Origin of the sequence: Litchfieldia salsa, from assembly GCF_900104555.1 — a bacterium.
GTDB lineage: Bacteria > Bacillota > Bacilli > Bacillales > Bacillaceae_L > Litchfieldia > Litchfieldia salsa.
The window spans coordinates 101725-115398 of sequence record NZ_FNJU01000004.1 but is presented as its reverse complement, the minus strand read 5'-3'; the positions used below and the strand labels follow the sequence as shown (position 1 = coordinate 115398).

Annotated in this window: 10 protein-coding genes; all 10 read left to right on the top strand. The window is 37.9% G+C overall.

Going from position 1 to position 13674, the window contains the following annotated elements; genetic code table 11:
• Positions 1-510 precede the first annotated feature (510 nt).
• Entirely contained in the window at positions 511-2379 is a 1869-nt protein-coding gene (nuoL, locus tag BLQ56_RS10190; RefSeq protein WP_090853304.1) for an NADH-quinone oxidoreductase subunit L, read from the top strand.
• Positions 2376-3887, top strand: coding sequence for an NADH-quinone oxidoreductase subunit M (locus tag BLQ56_RS10185; protein ID WP_090853300.1), 1512 nt, complete (start codon positions 2376-2378; stop codon positions 3885-3887). The genes nuoL and BLQ56_RS10185 overlap by 4 nt, the downstream gene beginning before the upstream one ends.
• 4 nt (positions 3888-3891) lie before the next feature.
• Positions 3892-5403, top strand: a complete 1512-nt coding sequence (nuoN, locus tag BLQ56_RS10180) for an NADH-quinone oxidoreductase subunit NuoN (protein WP_090853297.1) — start codon at positions 3892-3894, stop codon at positions 5401-5403.
• A gap of 128 nt (positions 5404-5531) precedes the next feature.
• Complete coding sequence (locus tag BLQ56_RS10175; protein WP_090853295.1) at positions 5532-5765, top strand: DUF1146 family protein; 234 nt, start codon at positions 5532-5534, stop codon at positions 5763-5765.
• 1022 nt (positions 5766-6787) lie between these two features.
• Positions 6788-8089: a UDP-N-acetylglucosamine 1-carboxyvinyltransferase gene (murA, locus tag BLQ56_RS10170; protein ID WP_090853292.1), complete on the top strand. Its 1302-nt coding sequence runs from the start codon at positions 6788-6790 to the stop codon at positions 8087-8089.
• A 792-nt stretch (positions 8090-8881) separates the two neighbouring features.
• Positions 8882-9913, top strand: a complete 1032-nt coding sequence (gene spoIID / locus BLQ56_RS10165; protein WP_090853289.1) for a stage II sporulation protein D — start codon at positions 8882-8884, stop codon at positions 9911-9913.
• Positions 9914-10233: 320 nt separating this feature from the next.
• Positions 10234-10599, top strand: coding sequence for a GntR family transcriptional regulator (locus BLQ56_RS10160; RefSeq protein WP_090853286.1), 366 nt, complete (start codon positions 10234-10236; stop codon positions 10597-10599).
• Positions 10599-11474, top strand: a complete 876-nt coding sequence (locus BLQ56_RS10155) for an ABC transporter ATP-binding protein (protein WP_090853283.1) — start codon at positions 10599-10601, stop codon at positions 11472-11474. Before BLQ56_RS10160 ends, BLQ56_RS10155 begins: the two co-directional genes overlap by 1 nt.
• Positions 11467-12171, top strand: coding sequence for a hypothetical protein (locus BLQ56_RS10150; RefSeq protein ID WP_090853282.1), 705 nt, complete (start codon positions 11467-11469; stop codon positions 12169-12171). The genes BLQ56_RS10155 and BLQ56_RS10150 overlap by 8 nt, the downstream gene beginning before the upstream one ends.
• A 398-nt stretch (positions 12172-12569) precedes the next feature.
• A complete protein-coding gene (locus BLQ56_RS10145) occupies positions 12570-13490 on the top strand; it encodes a stage II sporulation protein SpoIIQ (protein ID WP_090853279.1) in 921 nt (306 codons plus the stop codon).
• Positions 13491-13674: the final 184 nt, after the last annotated feature.

The window sequence follows — 13674 nt, the reverse complement described above, 5'->3', positions numbered from 1 at the left end:
GAATCAGGTGGAAAAAGTCCTTCATAGAGCTGATGAAAGACAAAACCAGAGTGAATCAGATGGAAAAAGTCCTTCATAGAGCTGATGAAAGACAAAACCAGAGTGAATCGGATGGAAAAAGTCCTTCATAGAGCTGATGAAGGACAAAACCAGAGTGAATCAGATGGAAAAAGTCCTTCATAGAGCTGATGAAGGACAAAACCAGAGTGAATCAGGTGGAAAAAGTCCTTCATGAAGTTGATGAAGGACAAAAATAGAGTGAATCAAGGTAAAAAAGTCCTTCATGAAGTCGATGAAGAACAAAAGTAGAGTGATTCAAGATGGAAAAAGTCCTTCATGAAGTTGATGAAGAACAAAAGTAGAGTGATTCAAGATGGAAAAGTCCTTCATGTAGTTGATGAAGGACAAAAGTAGAGTGATTCAAGATGGAAAAGTCCTTCATGAAGATGGTGAGGGATAAAACCAGAGGGAATCATAACCCATAATTACAAAGAAGGGGAATGTGATACGATGATGGAAAATGCATGGATCATACCGCTTTTTCCGCTTATCTCTTTTATAGTCCTTCTTATTTTTGGTAAACGATTTAAGCAGTATAGTGCAGCAGTAGGGCTGCTATTGGTGTTAGGTTCGTTCGTTTACTCCTTGTTGGTGCTGTTTGAACGATTTAACAATCCAACATTCAAAAATGAGAGCACTTGGTTAACCATAGGAGATGTTCAATTAACAGCGGGTTTTGAAATCAATCAATTAAATGCACTCATGTTAGTCATAGTTACACTAGTCAGTTTTCTAGTTCACTTATATTCAATCGGATATATGCATGGTGATGATCGCTTTTCAGTATTTTATGCTTATCTAGGATTATTCACGTTTGCGATGCTAGGTTTAGTGATTTCACCAAACCTATTACAAACCTACATATTTTGGGAGCTTGTTGGAGTAGGATCCTTCCTCTTAATTGGATTTTACTTTTACAAGAACGAAGCCCGTGCAGCTGCTAAGAAGGCTTTTATCATGACTCGTATTGGAGACGTTGGTCTTTTAATCGGGATGATTCTTCTGTTTTGGCAGGTTGGAAGCTTTGAATATGATGAAATTTTCTCTGCGGTGGAAGCAGGAATTATTTCCTACGAAATGATTACCTTAACAGCGATTTTAATTTTCATAGGTGCCATGGGGAAATCAGGTCAGTTTCCACTTCATACATGGTTACCTGATGCAATGGAAGGTCCAACACCAGTTTCAGCTTTAATCCATGCAGCAACAATGGTTGCGGCTGGAGTCTATTTAGTTGCTGCAACGTTTCCGCTTTTCGCTGCAAGTGAAGCAGCCCTAATGACAGTTGCAGTCATTGGTGGATTTACAGCGATTTTTGCCGCAAGTATTGGTCTTGTGCAAAAGGATATTAAACGAGTTTTAGCATATTCAACCGTTAGTCAGCTTGGCTACATGATGTTAGCTTTAGGTTCAGCAGGCTATGTGGCTGGCGTCTTTCATCTAATGACACATGCGTTCTTTAAGGCCTTACTATTTTTAGCTGCAGGAAGTGTCATCCATGCCGTACATACCCAAAACATTGAGAAGATGGGTGGGTTATGGAAAAAGCTTAAAGTAACAGGTCCATTGTTTCTAATAGGGACGCTTGCCATTAGTGGTGTACCGTTATTCTCTGGTTTCTTTAGTAAGGAAGAAATCTTAATTGTAACTTGGGTTCATGGGAATTATGTGCTATTTTGGATTGCTGTCATCGCAGCCTTCTTTACCGCATTCTATATGTTCCGCTTGTTCTTCATGGTATTTGGTGGTGAATCAAGAGGAGATAGTAAGCATGCACATGAATCACCCTCAGTGATGACAATTCCTATGATTCTATTAGGGATCTTGGCCATCTTTGCCGGATATGTGAATACACCTTGGTTTGGTACATTTTTAGGAGATTGGTTAACAGCAGATACACACGCACTTGGCCATGGACATGTAGATGGACCAGTTTGGATTATGATTGTGGCAACAGTCGTTTCTCTTGCAGGAATCTTATTAGCCTATCTTATGTATAGTAAAAAGACGATTTCAAGAGATTGGCTATCATCTAAGACACCGATCCTTTATAGTGTCGTGTACCGTAAATATTTTATCGATGAGATTTATGAATCAACCATCGTTTATGCGACAAAGACATTTAGTTTATTCTTAAAATATATCGATGAATTCCTGGTTGGTGGAATTGTTAAAGGTGTGGCAGGAATCACGAGTGGAATTGGTAGAATGGGAGCTAAGCTTCAAACAGGTCAGGTTCAAATTTATGGCTCGATTGCATTTCTTGGGTTAGCCATCCTGATTGTAATCTTTGCGGTAACAGGGGGGTACTTACGATGAATGAATCCTATCTTTTATCATTACTAGTGTTCTCCCCAATCATTGGTATCATCCTTTTAGGGTTTATTCCAAAAGCACAGGAACAAACGCTTAAGTTAGTGGGGTTTCTAGCTACTTTACCACCATTACTGTTGGCATTTGTCCTCTATTCTTATTATCTGAATGGAACAGAGCTTGCAAGTTTTTCAGAAAAGCTAGCTTGGTTTGGAATCATGGGGAAATCCCAACCATTTTCGGTTGATTATGAGTTAGGGATTAATGGCTTATCATTGGTCATGATTATTTTAACGGCTGTGCTTTCGACATTGGCAGCAATTGCATCCATTCATATTAAAAAAGAATGGAAAGGCTATTTCATTCTTTTCTTAGCCCTTGAAATTGGGATGCTAGGGGTATTTGCCTCAGAAAATTTAATTCTATTCTTTTTATTCTTTGAAGTTACCTTAGTCGCGATGTTTTTCTTGATTGGTAAATGGGGCTATTTTGAGAAAGAGAAAGCTGCGTTTCGATTTCTTGTCTATAATGGGATCGGTTCAGCGATTTTACTCATTGTCATTATGATTTTACTAGCAAGAACAGGAACATCTAATATTCAAGCGATTATGAGTTTAATGGCAAGTCCAAGTGGAACGATGCCAACAGGTGATCTCTCAAGTGGCTTAAAATATGGTTTGTTAATTGCCTTATTAGTTGCATTTGGAATTAAGCTACCTATTTTTCCATTACATACATGGATGCTACATGTCCATGTTCAAGCACCACCTTCAATTGTCATGCTTCACTCAGGAGTATTGCTGAAAATTGGTGCATTCGGTTTAATCAGGTTTGGATTAGGATTCTTTCCTGAGGAATTTAGTAATATCGCATGGTTAATTGCTTTATTAGGAGTGGTCAATCTCCTATATGGTGCATTTTTAGCCTTCATCCAAACTGATTTTAAAATGGTGCTGGCCTATTCAAGTATATCCCATATGGGGATTGTCTTAATCGGTCTTGGTGCATTAAATCAAGCTGGAATACAAGGAGCGATTTTCCAAGTCGTTTCACATGGTTTAATATCAGCACTGCTATTCTTCCTAATAGGGGTTTTATATGAACGAGTAGGTACATCACATATGAATAAATTAGGTGGATTATCAAGTGTGATGCCACTAACGGCAGGCTTTTTATTAGCGGGTGCACTTGCATCACTAGGATTACCAGGTATGTCAGGCTTTGTAAGTGAGTTTATGGCCTTTCTAGGGCTTTTTAAAGTAATGCCAGTCCTAGCAGCAGTTGGAACGATTGGGATCATCATGACTGCTGTGTATCTTCTCAGAGCTGTTTTAAATGTGACATATGGGAAAAAAGGGCAATCTTATGAAAAAGCATATGATATAACGAAAATTGAATTGGTTCCTGTTTTGGTCTTGTTAGGGTTCATTGTCTTAATCGGTGTTTATCCTAATGTCCTAACACAACCACTTCAACTCGTCTTAGAAAAAATAGTACTAGGGATTGGAGGGTGAGCGAATGGATCTCGAAACGTTACTTAGTTATGAATGGGGAGCCATGTTACCGGAGTTTATTATACTAGGTGTAGCCACCTTGCTTTCTCTAATTGACATGTTTATGGGGCGTGAAAAAAGTCGAAAACCTCTAGCCTGGTTTGGAATAGTGGGAATTATTGTTGCGATTATCTCTTTAGTGAGCATGATCGGCAATGATGTTACGTCCATTTTATTCGATACCTTCAGACTTGATTCCTTTGCGATTGCCTTTAAGCTAATCTTGCTTGTAGGTGCAGCGATGGTGTTATTAATTGCCATGGAATATGAGCCTAAGGAAGGGCTAAGAGGCTATCGTGGAGAGTTTTACTACCTATTTCTAACCGCGCTTCTTGGTGCGATGATTATGGCATCCAGTGGAGATTTAATCACAATTTTTGTTGGCCTTGAGCTTCTATCCATTTCTTCTTATATTTTAGCGGGACTCAGAAAGCATAATCTGAAGTCAAATGAAGCTGCCATGAAATACGTGATTAATGGTGGGATTGCAACCGCGATTTTGTTATTTGGATTAAGCTATGTATATGGGTTAACAGGTACAACAAACTTACTAGAAATTCTAGGGATGTTAAGTCATCTGCAACACGGAAACGGGATCTATCTGATTGGAATTGCCCTATTAATGGTTTTTGTCGGCTTATCATTTAAGCTAGCGTCTGCTCCATTTCATATGTGGGCACCTGATGTGTATGAGGGTGCACCAACACCTGTTGCGGCTTTCTTGAGTGTCGTGTCAAAAACAGCGGGGTTTGTGATTTTAATCAGAGTGATCATTACAATGTTTATCAACGCTCCATCTGGTGACGTAGATTCGCCAAGCATTATTTATCATATGAAGGATTATTTTGCCTTCTTAGCTGTTGTGACGATGATTGTCGGGAATACGGTGGCGCTAAAGCAACGTAATGTGAAACGATTGCTTGCGTATTCAAGCATTGCACATGCAGGGTACTTATTAGTGGCCTTTGCAACCTTTTCATACTTTATGTTTAGTACGATTTGGTTCTATTTGGTCGCCTATCTCTTTATGAATATTGGCGTATTTGCAATCCTTCAAGTGATTTCAGCGAAATCGGATTCAAGCGATATTAGCCAGTTTGCAGGGTTATACCGAAGATCACCGTTTGTCGCAATTTCACTGGGAATTCTCATTCTTTCCTTAGCAGGGATTCCTGGAACTGCAGGATTTATTGGTAAAATGAACATTTTCCTCGGTGCATTTATGACACAGCCTGCACATTATGTACTAGCAGCTATCATGATTGCGACAACCGTTGTTTCATATGTTTATTACTTTGGTATTTTTACTCAAATGTTTTTCAGACCTGCAGCAGATCAAAGTAAGGTTCAGCTACCACTTGGAGTGCTAATCGTTGTGATCTTAAGTGTTGTGGGGACGATTACCTTTGGTATTTTCCCTGGTATCGCTTTTGATTTCTTAACGCAAATCGATCATTTTGGCGATTTTATTCGTTAGAAAAGCGTGTGTTCAGGGGTAAATAGTTTAATTGTTGAAGTGAATATGTTTTAATTAAGAAGAAGGAGTTTTAGAGCTCCTTCTTTTCATTTTGCCAAGCACAGATGTACGTTTAGGAGTGAACATAAATGCTAGCAGGTTTTGGTTATCAAGCACTATTAAGTATCATTTCACATCTTATTTTCATTATCATTACATGGTGGGCATTGCAAAGCCTGAACATTGATAAATTTATCAGAGCAAATCATGTTATCCAAGCAAGAGTATTGCTAATTTTCCTTACGATCGTCATTGGATCAATGGTGAGTAACTTTTTCCTTGATTACTTAACATGGTCACAGCAATTGCCTAGTTTGTTTTGATTGGACAAGCCGATATTTCGGGTGATTTTGTAAAAATTGTTCCTATTATTAACCCAGGGATGTTGATTTGCACTCCAGGTGTGTGCTTTCCGCGGGGGAGGCTCCCGGACTGCCCCGCGGCATCCCGGGAGTGGTTCGCAGCGAATGGAATTAGATAACTTTTTTTCCCAATACAAACAAAGGGTTACTCCAAGCACAAAGACAAGATAATGCAAAAAACCACGAAAAATATTATGAAAAATGGACATTGATTGGCCATATTGTAAGAGGTCGGCTTAATCGTGTTTTACCTCTAAGAAAAGCTTCTAATCACATACATATGTATCTTTCTCAATAACAAATCTGATTAAATTGACTATAGTATAAGTAAACCCCTTTTTTACCAAGTATGTCCCATAGAGATATGGCAAAAATGTAAGTAAGGAGATGGAGTAACGTGAGTAAAAGGTGAATTCCAAAGTTAGTATGTCAGGTATTCATATTTTTACTTTGGTAAATTTAGACTATATCATTTTCTAGTTGTATAAAGTATGATATCTCTTTGTTGAATGCATTTTTACTTTATAAAAAAGTGGGTAAATAAATATCCTTTAAAAATTTTATTACTACCGTCAAAAATGAATTTGTAGTTACGAAAACCTATGTAGATGTATCTCTTTTTTTTCGGCGATTTAAATTTCCGACTATTTGTGAAAAGTTGACAAAAAACTTCAAAATCCAACAAGTTTCCCTTTATAAAAGAGGAAATCAGTGATAAGATAAAAGAAGTTTTGTATAATCTGACGGATTTATAGAAGAAATTACAACTGAAAAATGGAATCATTTCAAATAGAGACATTTGACTCATTAGTTGCATATACTGAGCAGTGTAGAAGAGATATCTTCTTAAACACCCTTGAGAAATGAATATACAAATCGCCATTAATCAAGATGATTGGGCGCCCAACCTACTCTTAGTTTTGGAACACCAATCATAATCAATGAATATGAATATAGAGAAAATGGACGCGGAGGGGAATACCTTGGAAAAAATCATCGTCCGTGGCGGTCAAAGGCTAAACGGCACTGTGAAAGTTGAAGGTGCAAAAAATGCCGTTTTGCCGGTTATCGCTGCATCCTTATTAGCGAGTGAAGGAAAGAGTGTAATTAATGAAGTACCTACGCTCTCCGATGTATATACGATAAATGAAGTATTGCGTTATTTAAATGCAGAAGTCTCATTTGAGAATAATCAAATCGTTGTTAATGCATCTAGAGAGTTGAAAACAGAAGCACCTTTTGAATATGTTCGAAAGATGAGAGCTTCCGTTCTTGTAATGGGATCGCTCTTAGCAAGAAACGGTCATGCTAAAATTGCATTACCTGGTGGATGTGCCATCGGTTCGCGACCAATTGATCAACATTTGAAAGGCTTTGAAGCAATGGGAGCCAAAGTAAAGGTTGGTAATGGTTATATTGATGCAAAAGTCGATGGTAGACTAAAAGGTGCCAAAGTATATCTAGATTTCCCAAGTGTAGGAGCAACTGAAAATATCATGATGGCTGCTACATTAGCGGAAGGAATCACAGTCCTAGAGAACGTAGCAAAGGAACCTGAAATTGTAGATTTAGCAAACTTCCTTAATGGAATGGGAGCTAAAGTTCGTGGTGCAGGTACTGGTACGATTCGAATTGAAGGTGTGCCAAAGTTATATGGAACACAGCACAATATTATTCCTGACCGAATTGAAGCAGGAACCTTTATGGTAGCTGCTGCAATTACAGGCGGTAATGTATTAGTTCGCGGAGCAGTTCCAGAACACCTTAGCTCTTTAATTGCCAAGATGGAAGAAATGGGCGTTGAGTTTGTCGAAGAAAATGATGGCTTACGTGTCATTGGCCCTGAGAATTTAAAGGCAATTGATATTAAAACAATGCCACACCCTGGTTTCCCAACAGATATGCAGTCACAAATGATGGCATTATTACTTCGTGCAAAAGGCACAAGTATGATTACAGAAACCGTATTTGAAAATAGATTCATGCATGTTGAAGAATTCCGCCGTATGAACGGAAATATCAAAATTGAAGGTCGCTCGGTCATTATTAATGGACCAACTGAGCTTCAAGGTGCAGAAGTTTCTGCAACAGATCTTCGTGCAGCTGCAGCATTAGTTCTTTCAGGTCTAGTTGCTGACGGTTACACAAGAGTAACAGAGCTTAAGCATTTAGATCGTGGATACGTAAATTTCCATGATAAGCTTGCAGCACTTGGTGCAGATATTGAGAGAGTAACTGAAGTCGTTGATTCAGAATCAAATGAAGAAATTAATATTAACATGTAGTGTAAAAAAGAGTCAGAGTTATTCACTCCGAGTGAAGACCTCTTACTCTTTTTTTTTGTGGATAAACAACATTTTTTGTGGATAAACTACCAGATATCCACAGTTTATCCACATTGTCCAAAAGATAACGCTTACTAAAATCTGAATACTTAAAAACCAGCAGTAGAGATACTTGCTGGATCCTACAGAGTGGTTAACAGTGAAACTCTTGTGTGCATATAATGCGGTAGTTGTGCATAATGGAATAAAGTTGTGCATAACTTCCTCAAAGATACTCATATCCACAACCTATCCACATTTTAACAAAGAAATAAAGAAAAATTTTTTAATGACTTTTGTTTTAGTACAAGTCGATTGGAACGGAAGGTGCGAGACTCCTGCGGGATGCGCAGGACAGATGAGACCCCGCAGGAGCTCGGCGACGATAGGTTCATCCCTGCACCAAGGAAAGATCGCACCTGGAGTGGAAATTGACTACTATGTTAGTTAGTAAAATAGTTTCCAAAAACAAGGAGGTATTAAAGTGGGGCTCTTTTCTATTTTTAAATCCACATGCTCTTTCTGTAAGAAAAAGAAATCAACTATGACAAAATATAAAGATGATCAAGGTGAAAAAATAAATGTCTGCTTACAATGTAAAGAATATGCCGAACGTCGGGCATTTAGAAGAATATAATTTTTTCAAATAAAGGAAACTAGTCATAAAAGGTTGTCCCACTCCATATGATTGAATATGCCTATTACACCTAATGTGTTTTAGTGCTTGAAAAAACAAATGGAGGCTCTGTGTTCATGAAAACATCTCTTAAACCATTCGTTGTAGTCTTTTCAATTTTATTCATTGTTACTCTAGTCATCCCTACACTTGTCGTCATTCCATTTTCTGAAAAGACAGATGGAGAACTTGCAGAAGCCAGGGAGCAACAAACAAACCCAAGCGAAACGCAAATAGCGTCAGAGTCAAGTATTGAAGTAGCGGTTCATCGCTCAAGTATCAATGCGGTGGAAAATGTTCCACTTGAGGAATATATCGTAGGCGTATTGGCCTCTGAGATGCCTGCTGACTTTGAACTTGAAGCATTGAAAGCACAGGCATTGGCAGCTCGAACATATATAGTCAGACATATGCTAAGTGGAAAAAATATTGGTACACCTGAAGGGGCAACAGTCACAGATACGGTTAATCATCAAGTCTACAAAAATAAAGAAGAATTAAAAAAACAATGGGGAAAAGATTATGATAAGAATATAAAGAAATTTACAGAAGCAGTTTACGCCACTCAAGGCCAAATCATTACATATGATGGTGCCCCAATTGATGCTTTATACTTTTCAACAAGCAATGGGTATACAGAGAATTCAGAGGACTATTGGCAAAGTGCTTATCCTTATTTAAAAAGTGTTGAGAGTACTTGGGATTTAAATTCGAAAAAATTCCATAATCAGGTCGTATTTAAAGTGAAGGAATTTGAACGAAGATTAGGGATAAGTATTGGTTCTGGTGACACTGTTGGTACAGTGAAGGAACGAACTGAATCAAATCGGATCAAAACGGTTGAAATAGGTGGGAAAGAATTCTCTGGTAAAGATGTTCGGACGGCATTGGACCTAAAGTCAACTGACTTTAAATTTGTTCGTAAAGGTGATGAAATCGTCATTACAACAAAAGGCTATGGTCATGGAGTTGGTATGAGCCAATATGGAGCAAATGGAATGGCTCAATCAGGAAGTGACTACAAAAAGATCCTCACATATTATTATCAAGGGATCGATATCTCTTCTTCAGATACATTTTTAACACAAATTACTGCTTCGAGAGAATAAATAGAATGAGAAAATGAAAAGCGGGTCCCTAGGGGCTCGTTTTTTGTTATGGCTCTAATTCTTTAATTTGGTGGAGCTCGTTGATTGGAACGGAAGGTATGTGACTCCTGCGGGATGCGCAGGAAGGATGAGACCCCACAGGAGCTTGGCGACGATAGGTTCATCCCTGCACCAAGGAAAGCACATACCTGGAGTGCAAATCAACCACTAGGTTTAATTAGTAACAACACATATTTTTTTTATTGGAAATGATTGACACTAAAACTAAAAGGATATATAGTTAATTACATAAGTAACTAACCACTTAAGTAGGTGACAGGATGGATTCTAATTTAAAAGAAGATAAGCCGATCTTTCAACAAATCGCAGAGAAAGTGGAGTCAAGCATTTTGGATGGCTCCATACAAGAAGGAGATCGGGTACCTTCTACAAATGAATTTGCAAAATACTATCAAATCAACCCAGCAACCGCAGCAAAAGGAATCAATCAATTAGTCGACCAAGAAATACTCTATAAAAAGAGAGGGATTGGCATGTTTGTAGCTGAAGGAGCGAGAACGATAATTATGAATAAAAGAAAAAATGATTTTTACCAAGATTATATTGTTCCTTTGAAAAATGAGGCGGCGAAGCTTGGGATATCAGTTGAAGACTTATCTAAGCTAATAGAAAAGGGGGATAAGTGATGAGTATTTTGATTTCTAATGTAACGAAGAATTATGGAGCAAAGCATGCACTAAGGGGAATGAATCTAACGATTGAAAATGACAAAATTTATGGGTTGCTCGGCAGAAATGGTGCAGGAAAAACCACTTTGATGAAGCTTGTTGCAGGACACGATCTACCGTCAAATGGACAGATTACAATTAATGGGAAGAACCCATTTAATAATAGAGAGGCCCTAAAGGATATTTGCTATATAAGTGAAAGTAATAATTTTAAAAAGCGTCTTAAAATAAAAGAAGTATTAAAGATTTCATCTTTATTTTATCCAAACTGGTCAAATGAAACAGCGCTCCGTTTATTAGAGGTGTTTCAACTAGATTTAAAGATGAATACCAAGGGGCTGTCAAAAGGGATGGAGTCAGCTCTTGGGATTACGATTGGACTTGCGAGTCGAGCAAAACTGACGATTTTTGATGAACCGTATATTGGACTTGATGCATCTGCACGATATAAGTTTTATGACTTAATCCTTGAAGAATTTGAAGAATATCCAAGAACCTTTGTCTTATCAACACATTTAATCGATGAAGTAAGTAACTTGTTCGAAGAAGTGATTTTAATGAGAAGTGGAGAATTGTTGCTTCATGAACAAACTGAGGAAATGGTAGAGAATAGTATGATCGTTAGTGGAAACCGAGAAAAGGTAGATTCGTTTATTTCTGGGAAAAATGTGCTTCATGAATCAACACTTGTAGGAAGTAAAACGGTCATTTTATATGGAGAAAAAATGGATCTTCGTGAAGCGAAAAATGCTGGTATAGAAGCTGAACGATGTAATATTCAACAATTAATGGTTCACTTAACTGAGGAACAAGGGGGGAAGATGTATGTCTAAGGATCTCAAAGCCATTCTTTATTATTTTGCGGTAGACTTTCGCTTTAGTTTGATTGTATTTTGGTCGATTTTACTTGCAAGTATGGTTACCTTATTTATGATAGGAAATTCATTTGAAGGAACGAAGATCTTATTCTCATCAGGTTTTTCGGTTTATATTTATTGTGCGATATCTGGTTTTTTAATCACGAAGGAAACCTTTCCGTATTGTGTGAAACTAGGTTCTACTCGTAATAACTATTTTCTTGGAGCAATCTTGTTTAATATCCTGCTAGCGTTATTCATGGCTATAATCCATCTATCTGCGCTTTCTCTTTTTAAATGGTTTGTTGAGTTAAGTCAGATGGAGAATATGTCGATTATTCTTACAGTTGAAAAGGAAACGTTGTTAGCAACCTTAGGTGGTCAACTTCTCCTGGATACAGTGATTGGTTTTGTGTTACTATCTGTTGGCTTTCTACTTAGCTCTGCCTTCTATCGATTAGGGATGGTTGGTGGAATAGTAGGTATCGCATTATTAGGAATTGTGTTAATTTTGCCAGCAACCCGCAATTGGTTAATAGATTTCTTTTTGACAGCAGGAACGGGTGACCTTCAAATAAACTATATAGCGTTGATCTTGGTAGCATTAGTTGCAATGATTCCTAATTGGCTGTTATTAAAAAATGCACCTACCACACCTGGTGTAACTAGATAATAAAAATCCGCACCTCCATTTGAAAAAGATGGGGGTGTTTTTTTATAAAATTGAGGAAGTGTGTAAAAACATACTAGTTTAAAATGAGCGGAAGTCCGTGAGACTCCTGCGGGATGTGCAGGTCAGATGAGACCCCACAGGAGCTTGGCGACGAGGAGGCTCATCGCCTGCCCCGCGGACGCGAACGGACTGTAGCGAATGGTAACCAGTGTTAAAATTGAGCCTTAAGTTTAATTAAATGTACCACGTAAAACAGTACCCTAATTTTATTAAATTCACCTTTTTTCTAAAACAATGAATAAAAATAAACCCTTTGTCGAAAAATAATCTAAAAAAAAATGATCGCTCATGTATATAATCTCTTTATTCTGTTCAGAATGATTGCAGAGGTGATGAACATGAGAGAGGAAGAAACTAAACGTACTTCTCCAAAGTCAAATGGTAATCAATTTTTTAAGAAACGTTGGGTATTCCCAGCAATCTACTTAGCGAGTGCAGCAATTATTTTAACGGCGGTGTTATGGTTCCAAGGAAACAACAACGACAATCTTGCAGACTCTGATAAATTCGGATACGATGAATCAGATGTTCTGACTTCAGACAAAGGTCAAGATAGTGTCGTTGTAAACCGTCCGGCAGAGAATTTTGTAATGCCAGTTTTAAATCAAGATGTTGTTGAGATTCAAAAGCAATTCTACGATGTGAATGGATCTGCTGAAGAACAAGAAGCAGCACTTGTTTTCTACGATAATTCGTATACAGAGAACAAGGGAATTGACATTGTTGCGAAAGATGGAAGTGTTTTTGATGTTACTGCTTCTCTAAATGGAACAGTAACAAGATCTGAAAAAGATCCTACATTAGGAAATGTTGTTGAAATTGAACATGCTGAAGGTGTTGTTACAGTTTATCAAGCATTATCAGATGTTCAAGTAAAGCAAGGGGATCAAGTTCAAACAGGTCAAGTAATCGCAAAATCTGGTAAAAATCTATTAAACAAAGAAGCTGATTCATATGTTCACTTTGAAATCCGTAACAACGGTGTAGCAGTGAACCCAATTGATTTCTTTGGTAAGCCAATGACTTCACTTGAGGAAGAAGCTCCAGCACAAGATAAAGAGCAACCAGCACAGGATAAAGAAGAGCCTGCTCAAGATAAAGAAGAACCAGCTGCAGAAGAAGGAACTGAAGAAGAAGCTCCTGCTGATGAAGAGGGTTCTGGTCAAGAAGAGAAAGCTCCAGCTGATGACGAAAATGCAGATGATGCAACTGATGCAACTAATTCATCTGACGCAACAATCGGAATGGCAAAAGCATAATCTTCTAGATTCTCGATTCACAATAGTAAAGAGAGAGGTAGTCCAAATGGACCGCCTCTCTTCTTTTATTTGTGGGAAACATATAAATGAATCCGACTTAAAGTATTTGGACAAAAAATGGTCAGAGAACTGAGTTTGCCTAATAGGAAGCTTCTATTAGACAAAACTCCTGATTAGAGAGCAG

Excerpts from the sequence above, each read along its gene's own strand:
- nuoL (WP_090853304.1), top strand. The coding sequence starts at position 511 with ATGATGGAAAATGCATGGATCATACCGCTTTTTCCGCTTATCTCTTTT.
- BLQ56_RS10185 (WP_090853300.1), top strand. The coding sequence starts at position 2,376 with ATGAATGAATCCTATCTTTTATCATTACTAGTGTTCTCCCCAATCATT.
- nuoN (WP_090853297.1), top strand. The coding sequence starts at position 3,892 with ATGGATCTCGAAACGTTACTTAGTTATGAATGGGGAGCCATGTTACCG.
- BLQ56_RS10175 (WP_090853295.1), top strand. The coding sequence starts at position 5,532 with ATGCTAGCAGGTTTTGGTTATCAAGCACTATTAAGTATCATTTCACAT.
- spoIID (WP_090853289.1), top strand. The coding sequence starts at position 8,882 with ATGAAAACATCTCTTAAACCATTCGTTGTAGTCTTTTCAATTTTATTC.
- BLQ56_RS10160 (WP_090853286.1), top strand. The coding sequence starts at position 10,234 with ATGGATTCTAATTTAAAAGAAGATAAGCCGATCTTTCAACAAATCGCA.
- BLQ56_RS10155 (WP_090853283.1), top strand. The coding sequence starts at position 10,599 with ATGAGTATTTTGATTTCTAATGTAACGAAGAATTATGGAGCAAAGCAT.
- BLQ56_RS10150 (WP_090853282.1), top strand. The coding sequence starts at position 11,467 with ATGTCTAAGGATCTCAAAGCCATTCTTTATTATTTTGCGGTAGACTTT.
- BLQ56_RS10145 (WP_090853279.1), top strand. The coding sequence starts at position 12,570 with ATGAGAGAGGAAGAAACTAAACGTACTTCTCCAAAGTCAAATGGTAAT.